Origin of the sequence: Pseudomonas sp. 13B_2.1_Bac1 (genome assembly GCF_025466155.1) — a bacterium.
GTDB classification, from domain to species: Bacteria; Pseudomonadota; Gammaproteobacteria; order Pseudomonadales; family Pseudomonadaceae; genus Aquipseudomonas; species Aquipseudomonas aylmerensis.
The window spans coordinates 105,566-121,809 of the sequence record NZ_JANLOH010000006.1 but is presented as its reverse complement, the minus strand read 5'-3'; the positions used below and the strand labels follow the sequence as shown (position 1 = coordinate 121,809).

The following is a 16,244-nucleotide window of genomic DNA, read 5'->3' as shown; positions in this document are numbered from 1 at the left end:
AGGCCTGGAGTGAAAACGGCGTGCGACTTTTTGGTGCGTTTATTGACCGTACAGTCGAAATAAATAAATTGAAAATAAATGTACAAAGTGAACGAAGTTGTACAACGGGGCGCTGAAAGTCACCCTTCTCCTGTCTCACTACACTGGCTAAGCTCAGGACTTCCCGATGCCCGTTCGAGGTTTCCCGCATGTCGCTCACCACGCCCGCACTCGCCATTGCCCGCACGATCCTTGAAGGGTTCGACGACTACCGTGAGCACTTTCGCCAGATCACCGACGGTGCCCGCGAGCGTTTCGAAAAGGCCCAGTGGCAATTGGGGCAGGCGGCCTCGGCGGCGCGTATCAACCTGTATGAAGAGAAGGTCGGCGAGGTGACCGCACGCCTGCGGGCGAATTTTGCCGACGCGGCATTGCTCGATATAGAAGTGTGGCCGTTAGTGAAAAGCGCCTACATCGGCCTGATCGACCTGCGTTTCGACGATGAGCTGTCCGAGACCTGGTACAACTCGATTTTCTGCGGCCTTTTCAGCCATGACCTGATCAGCGATGGCTGCATGTTTATCCACACCACCCGGCCCAGCCTGCGCCGGGCACGGGCGGCGCAGACGCGCACGTATACGCCGGGCGGCCAGATCGCCGAGATGCTGGCGCAGATCTTCGCCGATTACCGTTTCAGCGAACCCTACGCGGACCTCGCCGCCGACCTGCGCCGCCTCGAAGTGCAACTGCGCGAAAACCTGCCGGACTGGGTGTGCAAGGACCCGGACCTCAACGTCGAGCTGTTTTCCTCGGTGCTTTACCGCAACAAGGGCGCCTACCTTGTAGGACGTATCTACACCCGCGACGAGCAGTGGCCGTTGGTGATCCCGCTGCTGCACCGTGAAGGGCAGGGCATCCAGATTGATGCACTGATCACCGACGAAGCCGATGTGTCGATCATCTTTTCGTTTACCCGTTCCTACTTCATGGTCGACGTGCCGGTGCCGGCGGAATTCATCGGTTTTCTCAAGCGCATCCTGCCGGGCAAGCACATTGCGGAGCTGTACACCTCCATCGGCTTCTACAAGCACGGCAAATCCGAGTTCTACCGCGCGCTGATCAACCACCTGGCGACCACCGACGACCGCTTTATCATGGCCCCCGGCGTGCGTGGCATGGTCATGAGCGTGTTTACGCTGCCCGGCTTCAACACCGTGTTCAAGATCATCAAGGACCGCTTTTCGCCGTCGAAAAACGTCAACCGCGCCACGGTGATCGAGAAGTACCGCCTGGTCAAAAGCGTCGACCGCGTCGGGCGCATGGCCGACACCCAGGAATTCGCCGACTTCCGCTTCCCCTTAAGCAAATTCGAGCCGGAATGCCTGGCCGAGCTGCTCGAAGTCGCCGCCGGCACCGTCGAAGTCGAAGGCGACACCGTGCTGATTCGCCACTGTTGGACCGAACGGCGCATGACCCCGCTCAACCTTTATCTCGACAACGCCAACGACGCCCAGGTGCGCGAAGCCCTGGAAGACTACGGCCTGGCGATCAAGCAACTGGCGGCGGCGAATATTTTCCCCGGCGACATGCTGCTGAAGAACTTCGGTGTCACCCGCCACGGCCGCGTGGTGTTCTACGACTATGACGAAATCTGCTTTCTCACCGAAGCCAACTTCCGCCATATTCCTGCGCCGCGCACGCCCGAGGACGAGATGGCCTCCGAACCCTGGTACTCCATCGGTCCACTGGACGTGTTCCCGGAAGAATTTCCGCCGTTCCTGTTCGCCGATGCGGGTCAGCGCAAGTTGTTCAATGAATTGCATGGCGAGTTGTACAACGCCGATTACTGGAAAGGTTTGCAGGACGCGATTCGCGCGGGGAAGGTGATTGATGTGTTTCCGTATCGGCGCAAGGAACGTGATCATTCATGAGGGTGAACAGTGTCTGAACTGCCCACCCTTGGTTATCCGCAGGTCAGACGATCGCGCATTCACCCTTGGTTGACGTCACGCCCATGTTCTTTAAATGTTGCTGTGCAGGTCTCAGGTCACTCTGCTGGGGCAGGTAGTGGCCAGAGGTATGGGAAAGACGCGTTTTGCCCATAAAGTCCTTTTTTATGTAGCCGGCACTGATGACATTCTGCGATTGGCCAGGACCGGCGCCGATTTCGGCGAGAGCAGGGTGTGATACCCACTTTGGCGGTACGCTTTTGTCGACGTTGCCCACTATCATCTGCCCGTCCCGGGTGAGGATGAACTTGTTCAACGACGTCGGTTTGTTCAGGATGTCCAAATCTTTTGGCTGGTTGAGTTTCACCAACTGAGCTTTGGGGTTTCTCGGATTCAGCGCCGCGTCTGCCAAATGTTTCTCGGCGTTCAGGTCCCTCGACCTCGTATTGACCAGCGGTTTGTAGCGGCTTTCCGATTTGCTGCCGCTGGGGTCGGATACCCACGAACCTGGGGTCGAGCTGGATTCCGGCGCAATGCTCTGGTATTTGTCTGCGTAACGATGAGACGCGTTGCTGTGGCTGATGGAGTCAATTGGCATAGTGAGGTCCTCATAGGTAGAAGCGGTCGGCTCGGCAAAGGCTGCAGCGTTATAGAACGCCCATGAAGTTCATTCCTCGATGGGCCTGGCGCATAGAGTGCTGATAGGCATTGAATATGCTTTACACCTGAACTCCAGAGCGTCTCGAGGGGTTCTCCGGCTGCACTGCTCAGCCGAGCCGTCATGTTACAAGCTGGACAAAAAGCGCATCCCGATCGTTGCCTGCCCGTTTGTAGTGCTGTTTGCGATTCGATTCGCCGTCAAGTTGGTGGCCGGCGCGGATGGGGCAGGGCTATTACGGGTCGAAGACTGCGTACCTGTTGCTTGCGCATAGCTCGGAGGGTGTTCATAGGGCGGCGGGTTGCGAGGATTCGTTGCTTCAGCGTAGGAGGGCGGGTTTTGCGAGGGCGCAGTGGATGGCCTGATCTGCATGGAAGCTCCGTTCACGTTAAAAAATGGAAGTGGTTGTCTGGAAGCCCCATTGAATCTTTCACACGTCTCCCATCCCATCGGACTTCTGCTGTTAAAAACGCCGAATGATCCACTCGATGTCGTAGTAAATGTCGCCGTAGGCGGTAGGTCAGGTCAGTCATGATTGACTGACCGTCTCCCTACTTGTCGAAATCTGCGACAATCCCCATCCTCTCTGATGACTTACGCTGCGCAGGCCTCACCTGCCTCACCCAAAAGACCCTTGCCGCCCTGATGACTGACCAAGCGCCCGCTATCGACCAACTGCTGAAAAATCTCGATCACGCCATGCTCGCCGACCGCCACCGCTTGCGGCGGCAGTTGCTCGAGTTGCGCAAGAAACCCGACGAGGAGAAGTTGGCGCAGTGGGTGGCGCGCATGCAGGCGTCCTGTGCCCAGGTGACGGCGCGGCGCGCCAGCCTGCCGGTGATTCGTTACGACGACAGCCTGCCGATTGCGGCCAAGCGTGACGAGATCAAGGATGCGCTGAACAAGCATCAGGTGCTGATCATTGCCGGCGAAACCGGCTCGGGTAAAACCACCCAGTTGCCGAAGATCTGCCTGGAAATCGGTCGCGGCCAGTACGGCCTGATCGGCCACACCCAGCCGCGCCGGATTGCCGCGCGCAGCGTTGCCAGCCGGGTTGCCGAAGAGTTGGCGACGCCGTTGGGCGCGCTGGTCGGTTATCAGGTGCGCTTTGAAGACCAGAGCGATTCCAACACCCTGATCAAGCTGATGACCGACGGCATCCTGCTCGCCGAAACCCAGAACGACCGGTATCTGGAACGCTACGACACGATCATCGTCGACGAAGCCCACGAACGCAGCCTCAATATCGACTTCCTCCTGGGTTACCTGAAAACCCTGCTGCCGCGTCGCCCCGACCTGAAAGTCATCATCACGTCGGCCACCATCGACCTGGAGCGTTTCTCCAAACATTTCGACGATGCACCGATTGTCGAAGTGTCGGGCCGCACCTTCCCGGTCGATACCTGGTACCGCCCGCTGACCCTGGAGCAGGACGAGGAGGGCAACCGCGTCGAGGACGACTTGACGGTCGACCAGGCGATCCTCGCCACCCTCGATGAAATTGCCGCCTATGAGCGCAGCGAGCGCCGCAGCCCCGGCGACGTGTTGGTGTTTTTGCCCGGCGAGCGCGAGATCCGTGACGCCGCCGAGATGCTGCGCAAGGCCCAGCTTAAGCACACCGAAATTTTGCCGTTGTACGCGCGGCTGTCGCCGGCCGAACAGCAGCGGATTTTCCAGTCCCATCCTGGGCGGCGCGTGGTACTGGCGACCAACGTCGCCGAAACCTCGCTGACCGTGCCCGGCATCCGCTATGTCATCGACAGCGGCACCGCACGCATCAGCCGCTACAGCTACCGCGCCAAGGTGCAGCGCCTGCCGATCGAGGCGATTTCCCAGGCCAGTGCCAACCAGCGTAAAGGCCGGTGCGGGCGGGTTGAGCCGGGCATCTGCGTGCGCTTGTACAGCGAAGAAGATTTTATCGCCCGTCCGGAATTCACTGACCCGGAGATCCTGCGTACCAACCTCGCCGCCGTGATCCTGCAGATGCTGCACCTGCGCCTGGGCGAAATCACCGATTTCCCGTTTATCGAACCGCCGGATGGCAAGGCCATCAGCGACGGTTTCAATTTGCTGCAAGAACTCTCGGCGGTGGACCGCAACAGCCAGTTGACGCCGCTGGGCCGCCAACTGGCGCGGCTGCCGGTGGACCCGCGCATGGGCCGCATGCTGCTGGAAGCGGCCAAGCTCGGCAGCCTGCAGGAAGTGTTGATTGTCGCCAGCGCCATGTCGATCCAGGACCCGCGAGAGCGTCCGCCGGAACGCCAGCAAGCCGCCGACCAGGCGCACGCCCAGTGGAAAGACGCCGACTCGGACTTCGCCGGGTTGGTCAATCTGTGGCGCGGCTTTGAAGAGCAGCGCCAGGCGTTGACCGCCAGCCCGCTGCGCAACTGGTGCCGCAAGAACTTCCTGAATTATCTGCGCCTGCGCGAGTGGCGCGATTCCCACCGCCAGTTGAGCCTGATCTGCCGCGACATGCAGCTGACCGTCAATAAAGAGCCGGCGGACTTCCCGAAACTGCACAAGGCGGTGCTGTCCGGCCTGCTCAGCCAGATCGGCCAGAAGACTGAAGAGGGCGATTACCTCGGTGCACGCCAGCGACGCTTCTGGATCCACCCGTCCTCGGGCATCGGCAAGAAGCGCCCGCAGTGGCTGATGACCGCCGAACTGGTGGAAACCACCAAGCTCTACGCGCGCATGGTGGCGAAGATCGATGCCGACTGGATCGAGCCGCTGGCCGGGCACCTGATCAAGAAAAACCACTTCGAACCGCATTGGGAAAAGAAGCGCGGCCAGGTCGTCGCCTTTGAACAGATCACCCTGTTCGGGCTGATCGTGGTCGGGCGTCGTCCGGTGCATTACGGGCCGATTGACCCGGTGGTGTCGCGCGAGCTGTTTATCCGCGAAGGCCTGGTGCGTGACGAAACTCAGTCGCGGGCCAAGTGCCTCACGGCCAATCAGCAACTGCTTGAACAGCTCGATGAGCTGGAGGCCAAGGCGCGCCGGCGAGATATCCTCGCCGACGAAGAAACCCTGTACGCCTTCTACGATGCGCGCCTGCCGGCGGAGATCCACCAGACCGCCACGTTCGATAGCTGGTACAAGGTCAACAGCCAGAAAGACCCGCAACTGCTGATCATGCGCGAAGAAGACGTGCTGGCCCGCGAGGCCAGCGAGGTCACCGCCGCGCATTATCCGGACACCCTGCACCTGGGCGACCTGGCGCTGGCCTTGAGTTACCACTTCGAGCCCAATCATCCACGCGACGGCGTAACCCTGCGCGTCCCCGCGCCGCTGCTGCCGGCGTTGCCGCCGGAGCGCCTGGAATGGCTGGTGCCCGGGGTGATCGAAGCCAAATGTATCGCCCTGGTGCGCAACTTGCCGAAGGCGTTGCGCAAGAACTTCGTACCGGTGCCGGATTTCGTCAAGGCGGCGTTGCAGCGCATTGAATTCGGCCAGGGCTCGCTGCCCCAGGCCCTGGGCCGGGAACTGTTGCGCATGACCGGCGCACGGGTCAGCGATGAAGCCTGGGCCGAGGCCGCGCAGCAGGTGGACAGCCACCTGAAGATGAACCTGGAAGTGGTCGATGGCGAGGGTAAGTTCCTCGGCGAAGGCCGCGACCTGGCCGAGCTGACGGCACGTTTTGCGCAAGCCAGCCAAGCGGCCTTGGCGGTACCGCAGACAGCGAAAAGCCAGCAGCCGGTGGAGGCCAAGGTGTTCGCCGCGGTGGCCGAGAAGACCCAGCAGAACATTGCCGGTCTGTCGATGACCGTCTACCCGGCGCTCGTGGAGGAAAACGGCACGGTCAAGGAAGGGCGTTTCTCCACCGCTGCCGAAGCCGAGTTCCAGCATCGCCGCGCGTTGCAGCGCCTGCTGATGCAGCAACTGGCGGAACCGGCGAAATTCCTGCGCGGCAAATTGCCCGGCCTCACTGAATTGGGCCTGATGTACCGCGAACTGGGGCGCATCGACGCGCTGGTCGAAGACATCCTGCTGGCCAGCCTCGACAGCTGCGTGCTGGAAGGCGAAGCCAGCTTGCCGCGTGACGGCGCCGGCCTCGCCGCGTTGGCCGAACGCAAGCGTGGCAGCTGGACTGAACATGCCGAACGCCTGGCACGCTTGACCCTGGAGGTGTTGAAACTCTGGCACGGCCTGCAAAAGCGCTTCAAGGGCAAGATCGACCTGGCCCAGGCGGTGGCCCTCAACGATATCAAGCAACAATTGAGTAACCTGGTGTATCCCGGTTTTGTGCGCGAAACCCCGGCGCAGTGGTTCAAGGAGCTGCCGCGATTCCTCAAGGCCATCGAATTGCGCCTGGAGAAACTGCCGAGCCAGGTGCAAAAGGATCGGGTGTGGAGCACCGAACTGAGCGGCCTGTGGGCGCAATACCAGAACCGCCTGAACAAACACACTCAGGAAGGCAAGCGCGACCCGCAGCTGGAGCTCTATCGCTGGTGGCTGGAGGAATATCGGGTGTCGTTGTTCGCCCAGCAGCTCGGCACCAAAGTGCCGATTTCCGACAAGCGCTTGAGCAAGCAATGGAGCCTGGTCGAGGCTTGAAAAATTGTGGTGAGCGGGCTTGCTAAGGCTGGCCGGCTTGTTGTGGCAGATGGGTTTTCTTGGTGGTGAGTGGTCTTTTTGTGGTGAGCAGGCCTGTGTGGTGAGCAGGCTTGTTGTGGCTGGCGGGCTTTTTGTGGTGAGCAGGCTTGCCCTGCGTTGGGCTGCGAAGCAGCCCCAAAAACAGCTCACCGGATCTATCTGACAGACCGAGGAGTTGGACTGGGGCTGCTGCGCAGCCCAACGCAGGGCAAGCCTGCTCGCCACAACAAGGCTGCTCACCACAACAAGGCTGCCAGCCACAACAAGGCTGCCAGCCACAACAAGGCTGCTCACCACAACAAGGCTGCTTGCCACCACAGGCTCGCCAGCCACAACAAGGCCGCTCATCAAGACAAGCCTGCTTGCCACAGGGCCAAACCACTGCACAGCAGGTTTATCGGGCACATGGCGCCAAATCCCAGGGTTTGTGGCAAACTTCGCGGTTATAAATGCCGGGATCGTCGGGATGGGCTGGCGTACAGCCACGGCGCGATGGAATAAAGCGTTGCCAGTTTGATGCCGCTGGACGGAATCGAACGACTTACAGTTTGGTACGACGGTACCAATATCTTCTGCCTGACAGATTTAGAGGAACGACCGTGCATAACGTCGTCATCAGCGGCACTGGCCTGTATACCCCGGCCAACAGCATCTCCAACGAAGAGCTGGTGCAGTCTTTCAATACCTACGTGCAGCAGTTCAACGCCGACAACGCCGCCGCCATCGAGCGGGGTGACGTTCAGCCGCTGACCGAATCCAGCGCCGCCTTTATCGAAAAAGCCTCGGGCATCAAGAGCCGCTTTGTCATGGACAAGGACGGCATTCTCGACCCGCAGCGCATGGCCCCGCGTCTGCCCGAGCGCAGCAATGACGAGTGGTCGGTGCTTTGCCAGATGGCCGTCGGCGCTGCCGAACAGGCCCTGCAGCGCGCCGGCAAGACCGCCGCCGACATCGACGGCGTGATCGTCGCCTGCTCCAACCTGCAGCGCGCCTATCCGGCCATTGCCATCGAAGTCCAGGAAGCCCTGGGCATCGAAGGGTTCGGTTTCGACATGAACGTGGCGTGTTCCTCGGCGACCTTTGGCATCCAGAACGCCGCCAACAGCATTCAGCTGGGCCAGGCGCGGGCGATCCTGATGGTCAACCCGGAGGTCTGCACCGGCCACCTGAACTTCCGTGACCGCGATAGCCACTTCATCTTCGGCGACGCGGCCACCGCGGTGATCCTCGAGCGTGCCGACCTGGCCACCTCCGAGCACCAGTTCGACGTGGTCAGCACCAAGCTGCTGACCAAGTTCTCGAACAACATCCGCAACAACTTCGGCTTCCTCAACCGCGCGGCGGAAGAGGGCATCGGCGCGCCCGACAAGCTGTTCGTGCAGGAAGGCCGCAAAGTGTTCCGCGATGTCTGCCCGATGGTCGCCGAGCTGATCGGTGTGCACCTGGAAGAAAACCAGTTGAACGTGGCAGACGTGAAGCGCTTCTGGCTGCACCAGGCCAACCTGAGCATGAACCACCTGATTGTGAAGAAACTGCTGGGCCGCGAAGCCTCGGTGGAAGAAGCGCCGGTGATCCTCGATACTTACGCCAACACCAGCTCGGCCGGCTCGGTGATTGCGTTCCACACCTACCAGGACGACCTGCCCAAGGGCGCTGTCGCGGTACTCAGTTCGTTTGGCGCAGGCTATTCGATCGGTAGCGTGATCCTGCGCAAGCGCTGATCTACCGGGGTAACGCCGTCCCTGTAGGCGACGGCTTGCCAGCGATCGCATCAGCGCGGTGCGACTGAATCACCCAGGTGCCTGCATCGCTCGCAAGCCAACTCCTACCAGGGCCTGGTTGCTGCATTAGCGGGCTTGCACAGTGGAATCGAGGTAGACATGGCAGCAGCGGACGACGCGCACCTGCTTGAACGTTTGCTCAAGGGTGAGCAGCGGGCCTACAAGGAATTGGTCACCACCTATCAAAGCGCGATGCGCGCGGTGGCCTATGCCATTGTCGGGCAGCGCCATGCCGATGAGGTGGTGCAGGACGCCTGGCTGTCGGTGGTACGCAACCTGGCCCGGTTCGAGGGGCGCTCCAGCCTCAAGACCTGGCTGCTGACCATCACGGCCAACGCCGCCAAGGGTCGCTATAAGCAGAATCGCCGGGAAGTGCTGCTCGACGACCTGCCTTCGCCCCATGGCACCATTGGCGACGACCGTTTTACCCCCGATGATGGCCACTGGGCCGTCGCGCCCTACGCCTGGCACCAGGACACCCCGGAAGCCCTGCTGACCGAGGATGAACTGCGCAAGTGCCTGGAGCATACGTTGCTGAACCTGTCTGATTTGCAAAGCAGCGTGCTGGTATTGCGCGAACGCCAGGGCCTGGAGTTGGAAGAAATCTGTAATCTTCTGACACTCTCGCTCTCCAATGTCCGTGTGCTGTTGCATCGAGCACGGCTTAAAGTCTTCGCCACGGTGGAGCATTTTGAGGAAACGGGCGAATGTTGACCTGTAAAGAGCAAGTGGCGCGGTCCAGTGACTATCTCGACGGGCAATTGACCTTTCGCGAGCGTCTGCTGGTGCGTCATCACTTGATGTTCTGCCCGAACTGCCGACGGTTCATCCGTCAGATGCGCCTGATGCAGGCGACGCTGAAGATCATGCCGCAAGCGCCGGTAAAGGATGTGGATGCCTTGGCGCAGCGCCTGGCTGACGAGCGGCTCAAGGATCAGAAAGACGGGGAATAGGCAGGCTCGCGTGGGTGGGGCGAACGGATGATGGGGATCTCCCCGCCCACGCAAGACTGTTACAACCACCTCGGGCCGTCCTGGCCCAAGGTGTTCAACGCTGACACTTAGAACTTGGCTTCTGCATCCAGCTGCAGGGTATTGGCGTTCGCGTCGCGGTAGCCCGGGGCGCTGGCGTAATCGGCCTTGGTCAGGAAGTACGTGGCGCCGATGGCGAAGTTCTTGTCGATGTCGTAGCCGACCTTGAACTTGTGACCGCGCGCACCGGTGAAGCCGCCGGCGAAGTCGGAGTCGGTGAAGGCGCCGACCACTGCGTAGCGCTGTACGTCGCGGTAGTTGTAGTCCAGGTTGAAGCCGAACACCTTGGACTTGGCACCCAGCAACCAGGCAGTGTCCTGATCTTTTTGAGTGGCTTCGTTGTTCTTCACGTATTGACCGTAGAACGACAACGGTACGGCCAGGCCGCCGATATCGACTTGGCTGAAGCCTTCATACAAACGGTACTCGCTGGCATTGCCGGCTGCGGTGTTGGCAATGGTTTCGGCCGGCGTCAGGCATTGAGTCGAGCCAGCGGTAGGGCAGCGGCTGTCCTGATCGTTCTGAAAAGCGTAGACGCTGCCACCCAGGGTGACTTTCAGGTTGTCGGTGAGGGAGAAACGCGAGCCCAACTGGCCGGCCGTCATGCGCAGGTCATTGCGAAATTGCACGCCTTCGCCGTTGACGTTGTCCTTGAGGGTGTAGTTACCCAGGCTGCCGAACAGCTCGGCGCTGGTGCCCAATGGGTATTTGTAGGTCACCGCCAGGCCTTCCGGGTTGACATCGCTGTCCCAGATCACGTCGCCCATGCTGACCCAGGGTTGCAGCATCTTGCCGCCAATCACGTGCAGGTTCTTGATCTGGTCCGGGTGATAGTCGATGTAGCCGAGGTCCAGCCACAGCGACTTCTTGTTGAAGTAGCTGTCCAGGTCCTGGTTGGTGGAGCGGGCGTCTTCGCTGTTGCCGGTGGCGATACGGATACCGGTGTCGACCTGCGAGTTAATTTCGGTATAGGCGCCCAGGCGGGCACGGATGCGCTGGCGATCCTTGTCCTTGCCACCGTTGTTGGGGGTGCCGTCGATCTTGACGGTTTCCTGGCGGAAACGCACATCACCCTTGAGTTGAGTCTTGGCGGCCCAGGCCAGCTTCTGGTCGAACACGCTGAGGTCGTTGGTTTTTTTCGCGGTGGCCGCGATCTGTTCGTTGGTCTCTTGTTGAGCTTGCTGTGCGATCTGCTTTTCTTTCTGATCCTTGGCCAGTTCCGCTTGCAGCTCGGTGTACTGCGCCGCAGTGATCTGGCCATTGGCCTTGAGCATGTCGAGCAATTTAGCGTCGACTGCAGCGCTGGCCGGAACGCTCAGGGCCAGTAACAGGCCGCCGCACAGGACCGCCGCAGTTTTAGTGGAAGCAAGACGCATATCAATCTCCGAAAGTGAGGAGGGATGGCAAACCATCCAGGACACAACCGACCGATGACGGACGGACAAATAACCACCTGTTAGAACCAGGCGCTCTAAAAACAGGCGTCAGTATCACGATCGTTTATGACGCAACAGTGGCGAAGTGATGTCATCTAGATGACAAATTATTTAAGAATGGAACTATCGGTTTAGAGCCTTGTCCGGCGATTTGAGGGTGTGCTGGGCTCGGCGATAAGCGATACTCGCGAGGCTTTCACGCCATGACGTAGTGAGGATGCCGATGCCGTTGCAACGCCTGGACAGCCTGTCCGAAATCGCCCCGCAGGTTTGGGATGCACTGGTGCCGCAGGCCCAACCTTTCGTGCGACACGCCTTCCTCAGCGCGCTGGAAGACAGCGCCAGCCTGGGTCCGCAATCGGGCTGGCAACCGGAGCACCTGTTGCACTGGGAGGGTGATCGGCTGGTGGCGGCCTTGCCCAGTTATCGCAAGTGGCATTCCTATGGCGAGTACGTGTTCGACCACGGCTGGGCGGATGCCTGTGAGCGGGCGGGCATCGACTATTACCCCAAGCTGCTGACGGCCGTGCCGTTCAGTCCGGTCAGCGGGCCGCGCCTGCTGGCGGCCAATGCCGAGGACGGGTTTGAGCTGCTCAAGAGCCTGCCGGGCTACCTGGAAATCGAGGGCCTCTCCAGCGCCCATATCAATTTCACCGACGCGTTGGCCGATGATGCGCTGGCCCGGCAACCCGGCTGGTTGCAGCGCCTGGGGTGTCAGTTTCACTGGCAGAACCGTGGCTACCGTGACTTCCAGGATTTCCTCGACGCGCTCAGTTCGCGCAAGCGCAAGCAGATGCGCAAAGAACGCGAACAAGTGGCGGGGCAGGGCATCGACTTCGAGTGGCTGCAAGGCCATGAACTGAGTGAGGCACAGTGGGATTTTGTCTACGCCTGCTACGCCAATACCTACGCGGTACGCCGCCAATCGCCCTACCTGACCCGCGCGTTTTTCAGCCTGCTGGCCGAACGCATGCCCGAGGCGATCCGAGTGGTGCTGGCCAAGCAAGGTAGTCGCCCGGTGGCCATGGCCTTTAGCCTGATCGGTGGCGACAGCTTCTACGGCCGCTACTGGGGCTGCCTGGCCGAGTTTGATCGACTGCATTTCGAAACCTGTTTCTACCAGGGCATGGACTACGCCATCGCCAACGGCCTGCAACGCTTCGACGCCGGCGCCCAGGGCGAGCACAAGCTGATTCGCGGGTTCGAGCCGGTGATTACCCGCTCATGGCACTACTTGCGTCATCCGGGATTGAAGAATGCGGTCGAGGACTTCCTGGCACGCGAACAGGTGGGAATCCTGGCGTATGCCGAAGAAGCAAGGGCAGCCCTGCCGTATCGGCAGGGCTGACCGGTTTGCCTTAAGCCGGCTCCTCCTTGCCCAGCCATCGATAGGCCACGCCGGCTATCGCCGCACCCAGCAATGGCGCGAGCCAGAACATCCACAACTGCTGGATCGCCCACCCGCCCACGATCAGCGCCGGGCCCGTACTGCGGGCCGGGTTGACCGAGGTGTTGGTCACGGGGATGGAGATCAGGTGGATCAAGGTCAAGGCCAGGCCAATGGCGATGGGCGCGAGGCCCTTGGGCGCGCGGTGGTCGGTGGCGCCGAGGATGATCAGCAGGAACATGGCTGTCATCACCAGCTCACAGACAAACCCCGCTGCCATTGAATAGCCACCCGGCGAATGCTCGCCATAGCCGTTGGAGGCCAGGCCCGACGCGAGTTCAAACCCCGGTTTGCCGCTGGCAATGAAATACAGCAAGGCGGCAGCGAGTGTGCCGCCAATGACTTGAGCCACGATGTACGCCGGTAACTCCCTGGCCGGAAACCTTCCGCCCACGACCAGCCCCACCGAGACCGCCGGGTTGAGGTGACAACCACTGATGTGCCCGATGGCGACTGCCATGGTCAGCACCGTGAGCCCGAACGCCAGGGCCACCCCCAACAATCCGATCCCGACTGCAGGAAACGCTGCGGCCAACACCGCACTCCCGCAACCGCCCAACACCAGCCAAAACGTACCTAACCCCTCTGTGACTGAACGCTTGAACAAAGACATGCAACCCGTCCTTGATAGATCGCTCTACCCAATCCGTAAATCAGTGATGCTCCCTGCAGATTTACTTCAGCGCCCGTCTGGGCACTGCTCTGAAGTACAGCACGTATACGGCACAAATCCAGGCGCAAAAAAAAGCGCCAGCCCTTTGAAACAGAGGGCTGGCGCCGTTTTAACCTGGAGTCGGCTTGCCGGCGATGGTGCCGGCAAACACTGCGGTGATCTTTCGGTCATCGCCGGCAAGCCGGCTCCTGCGGGGAGTTAGCGGTGTTGTCTCAGTCGATGCCGACAAAACCGCCGGTCTGGTGCTGCCACAACCGCGCATACAAGCCGCCATGGGCCAGCAGTTCGGCATGGCTGCCACTTTCGGCAATCTGGCCTTTCTCCAGCACCACCAGGCGGTCCATGCGCGCGATGGTCGACAACCGGTGCGCAATCGCAATCACCGTCTTGCCCTGCATCAGGGTCTCCAGGCTTTCCTGGATCGCCGCTTCCACTTCCGAGTCGAGCGCTGAGGTGGCTTCGTCCATGATCAGAATCGGCGCATCCTTGAGCAACACGCGCGCAATCGCAATGCGCTGGCGTTGTCCGCCCGAGAGTTTGACCCCGCGCTCACCCACGTGTGCATCCAGCCCGGTGCGGCCTTCGGAGTCGGACAGCAGCGGGATGAATTCATCGGCCCGCGCCTTGCGCACGGCGGCCCAGAGTTCTTCATCGGTGGCGTCCGGCTTGCCATACCGCAGGTTGTCGCGGATCGAGCGGTGCAGCAGCGAGGTGTCCTGGGTGATCATGCCGATCTGTTCGCGCAGGGTTTCCTGGGCCACCTCGGCGATGTCCTGTCCATCGATCAGGATGCGCCCGCCTTGCAGGTCGTACAGGCGCAGCAGCAGGTTGACCAGGGTCGATTTGCCCGCGCCGGAAGGGCCGATCAAGCCGATTTTCTCCCCGGCCCTGATGGTCAGGTTCAGGCCGCCAATGATCCCGCTCTTCTTGCCGTAGTGGAAATCCACCTGCTCGAAGCGCACTTCGCCGTGCGGCACGCTCAGGCGCGGGGCCTGGTCACGGTCGATTACGGCGAGCGGCTGGGCGATGGTCTTCAGGCCGTCCTGCACCATGCCGATGTTTTCGAAAATACCGTTGACCACCCACATGATCCAACCGGACATGTTGACGATCCGAATCACCAGGCCGGTGGCCAGGGCGATGGCGCCCACGGAGATCAGCGACTGCGTCCACAGCCACAGGGCCAGGCCGGTGGTGGTGACGATCAGCAGGCCGTTCATGGTGGTGATCACCACGTCCATACTGGTGACCACGCGGCTGGCCAGCTGGGTTTTTTCGGTCTGCTCGATGATCGCTTCCTTGGCGTATTCCTGCTCGTATTGAGTGTGCGCGAACAGCTTCAAGGTGGTGATGTTGGTGTAGCCGTCGACGATGCGGCCCATCAGCTTGGAGCGCGCCTCGGACGAGATCACCGAGCGTTCCTTCACGCGTGGCACGAAATAGCGCAGCGCCAGGCTGTAGCCGATGATCCAGGTCACCAGCGGGATCATCAGGCGCCAGTCGGCCTCGGCAAACAGCACCAGGGAGCTGATGGCGTAGATCGCCACGTGCCAGATCGCATCGACTGCCGCCACGGCGGAGTCGCGCAGGGAATTGCCGGTCTGCATGATGCGCTGGGCGATCCGCCCGGCGAAGTCGTTCTGGAAGAAATTCAGGCTCTGCTTGAGCACATAGCTGTGGTTCTGCCAGCGAATCAGGCTGGTCATGCCCGGGCTGATGGTCTGGTGTACCAGCAGGTCATGCAGGGCGCCGAAGATCGGGCGCAGCAGCAGGGCGACCACGGCCATCCAGATCAGCTCGGTGCTGTGCAGCTGGAAGAAGTTCGCCGGCGGCGTGCCTTGGGCCAGGTCGATGATGCGGCTCAGGTAGCTGAACAGCGCGACTTCGATCAGCGCGCCGATCAGGCCCACCACCAGCAACGCGGCAAAACTCGGCCACACCTGGCGCAGGTAGTAGAGATAGAAGGGCAGGACTTTATCGGGAGGGGCGGCGCTGGGCGCGTCGCGGAAAATATCGATCAGCTTTTCAAAACGACGATAGAGCATTAGGTTGACGCCCGCCTGGCGGGCTCTCCTGTTCAAATGCGCGCGCCGCCTCGTGGGCCGCGCGCGGAACTACCTGCAGACCTCAGTCGATGCGCTTGGCCGACTTGATCAGGACAGGATCGATTGGCACGTTCTGCATGCCTTGTTTGTTGGTGGTCTGCGAGTTGACGATGATGTCGACTACGTCCATGCCCTTGACCACTTTGGCGAATACGGCGTAACCGGCATCGCGGCCCGGGTCGAGGAAGGCATTGTCGGCCACGTTGATGAAGAACTGGCTGGTGGCCGAGTTCGGGTCATTGGTACGCGCCATGGACAAGGTGCCACGCACGTTATGCAGGCCGTTGCTGGCTTCGTTCTTGATCGGTGCTTCGGTCGGCTTCTGCGACATCGACTGGGTAAAGCCGCCACCCTGGACCATGAAGCCCGGGATCACACGGTGGAAAATCGTGTTGGTGTAGAAGCCCTTGTCGACATAGGCCAGGAAGTTCTTGGTACTGATCGGCGCCTTGACCGGGTCCAGTTCGATTTCAATGTCGCCGTTGGTGGTGGTGATCAGCACGTGAGGCGCCTTGGCGGGCTCGGCGGCCATCAGATTGGCAGCGAACAGAACGGAACCGGCAAAGAAGGCGATTTTTTTCAGCATGGG

Annotated in this window: 11 protein-coding genes; 6 read left to right on the top strand and 5 right to left on the bottom strand. The window is 60.9% G+C overall.

Annotation, left to right across the window (positions count from 1 at the left end):
• Positions 1-188 precede the first annotated feature (188 nt).
• Positions 189-1,910 (top strand): bifunctional isocitrate dehydrogenase kinase/phosphatase, encoded by a 1,722-nt coding sequence (gene aceK, locus NTD80_RS01715; protein WP_262131875.1) that lies wholly within the window; start codon positions 189-191, stop codon positions 1,908-1,910.
• Between the two features lie 43 nt (positions 1,911-1,953).
• Here the strand turns inward: aceK and NTD80_RS01710 are convergent, their stop codons facing one another.
• Entirely contained in the window at positions 1,954-2,526 is a 573-nt protein-coding gene (locus NTD80_RS01710; RefSeq protein WP_262131874.1) for a hypothetical protein, read from the bottom strand.
• Between the two features lie 705 nt (positions 2,527-3,231).
• Between NTD80_RS01710 and hrpA the strand changes: the two genes are divergently transcribed.
• The 4 genes from hrpA (at position 3,232) to NTD80_RS01690 (ending at position 9,916) form a co-directional block, all read left to right on the top strand.
• Positions 3,232-7,143: an ATP-dependent RNA helicase HrpA gene (hrpA, locus tag NTD80_RS01705; RefSeq protein ID WP_262131873.1), complete on the top strand. Its 3,912-nt coding sequence runs from the start codon at positions 3,232-3,234 to the stop codon at positions 7,141-7,143.
• Positions 7,144-7,781: 638 nt separating this feature from the next.
• A complete protein-coding gene (locus NTD80_RS01700) occupies positions 7,782-8,903 on the top strand; it encodes a beta-ketoacyl-ACP synthase III (protein ID WP_065909636.1) in 1,122 nt (373 codons plus the stop codon).
• 159 nt (positions 8,904-9,062) lie between these two features.
• Positions 9,063-9,677, top strand: a complete 615-nt coding sequence (locus NTD80_RS01695) for an RNA polymerase sigma factor (protein WP_065909639.1) — start codon at positions 9,063-9,065, stop codon at positions 9,675-9,677.
• Positions 9,671-9,916 carry a zf-HC2 domain-containing protein gene (locus NTD80_RS01690; RefSeq protein ID WP_106802993.1) on the top strand — a complete coding sequence of 82 codons (246 nt, stop codon included), beginning with the start codon at positions 9,671-9,673 and terminating at the stop codon, positions 9,914-9,916. The genes NTD80_RS01695 and NTD80_RS01690 overlap by 7 nt, the downstream gene beginning before the upstream one ends.
• Positions 9,917-10,023: 107 nt before the next feature.
• Here the strand turns inward: NTD80_RS01690 and NTD80_RS01685 are convergent, their stop codons facing one another.
• The gene (locus NTD80_RS01685) at positions 10,024-11,370 is read right to left on the bottom strand and encodes a putative porin (RefSeq protein ID WP_065909643.1); all 1,347 of its coding nucleotides are present in this window, start codon (positions 11,368-11,370) and stop codon (positions 10,024-10,026) included.
• 283 nt (positions 11,371-11,653) lie between these two features.
• Here NTD80_RS01685 and NTD80_RS01680 point away from each other — a divergent pair, with 283 nt between their 5' ends.
• Complete coding sequence (locus NTD80_RS01680) at positions 11,654-12,778, top strand: GNAT family N-acetyltransferase (protein WP_262131870.1); 1,125 nt, start codon at positions 11,654-11,656, stop codon at positions 12,776-12,778.
• Between the two features lie 10 nt (positions 12,779-12,788).
• Here the strand turns inward: NTD80_RS01680 and aqpZ are convergent, their stop codons facing one another.
• The 3 genes from aqpZ to NTD80_RS01665 all read right to left on the bottom strand — a co-directional run bounded on the left by aqpZ (position 12,789) and on the right by NTD80_RS01665 (position 16,241).
• Positions 12,789-13,490, bottom strand: a complete 702-nt coding sequence (gene aqpZ / locus NTD80_RS01675; protein WP_065909644.1) for an aquaporin Z — start codon at positions 13,488-13,490, stop codon at positions 12,789-12,791.
• 272 nt (positions 13,491-13,762) lie between these two features.
• A complete protein-coding gene (locus NTD80_RS01670) occupies positions 13,763-15,595 on the bottom strand; it encodes an ABC transporter ATP-binding protein (RefSeq protein WP_262131868.1) in 1,833 nt (610 codons plus the stop codon).
• 82 nt (positions 15,596-15,677) lie between these two features.
• Positions 15,678-16,241 (bottom strand): peptidylprolyl isomerase, encoded by a 564-nt coding sequence (locus NTD80_RS01665; RefSeq protein ID WP_262131867.1) that lies wholly within the window; start codon positions 16,239-16,241, stop codon positions 15,678-15,680.
• Positions 16,242-16,244 lie beyond the last annotated feature (3 nt).

Bases quoted from the DNA above. Each gene is read 5' to 3' on its own strand.
- NTD80_RS01665 (WP_262131867.1), bottom strand. From the start codon at position 16,241: ATGCTGAAAAAAATCGCCTTCTTTGCCGGTTCCGTTCTGTTCGCTGCC.
- NTD80_RS01710 (WP_262131874.1), bottom strand. From the start codon at position 2,526: ATGCCAATTGACTCCATCAGCCACAGCAACGCGTCTCATCGTTACGCA.
- NTD80_RS01695 (WP_065909639.1), top strand. From the start codon at position 9,063: ATGGCAGCAGCGGACGACGCGCACCTGCTTGAACGTTTGCTCAAGGGT.
- aceK (WP_262131875.1), top strand. From the start codon at position 189: ATGTCGCTCACCACGCCCGCACTCGCCATTGCCCGCACGATCCTTGAA.
- aqpZ (WP_065909644.1), bottom strand. From the start codon at position 13,490: ATGTCTTTGTTCAAGCGTTCAGTCACAGAGGGGTTAGGTACGTTTTGG.
- hrpA (WP_262131873.1), top strand. From the start codon at position 3,232: ATGACTGACCAAGCGCCCGCTATCGACCAACTGCTGAAAAATCTCGAT.
- NTD80_RS01690 (WP_106802993.1), top strand. From the start codon at position 9,671: ATGTTGACCTGTAAAGAGCAAGTGGCGCGGTCCAGTGACTATCTCGAC.
- NTD80_RS01680 (WP_262131870.1), top strand. From the start codon at position 11,654: ATGCCGTTGCAACGCCTGGACAGCCTGTCCGAAATCGCCCCGCAGGTT.
- NTD80_RS01685 (WP_065909643.1), bottom strand. From the start codon at position 11,370: ATGCGTCTTGCTTCCACTAAAACTGCGGCGGTCCTGTGCGGCGGCCTG.
- NTD80_RS01670 (WP_262131868.1), bottom strand. From the start codon at position 15,595: ATGCTCTATCGTCGTTTTGAAAAGCTGATCGATATTTTCCGCGACGCG.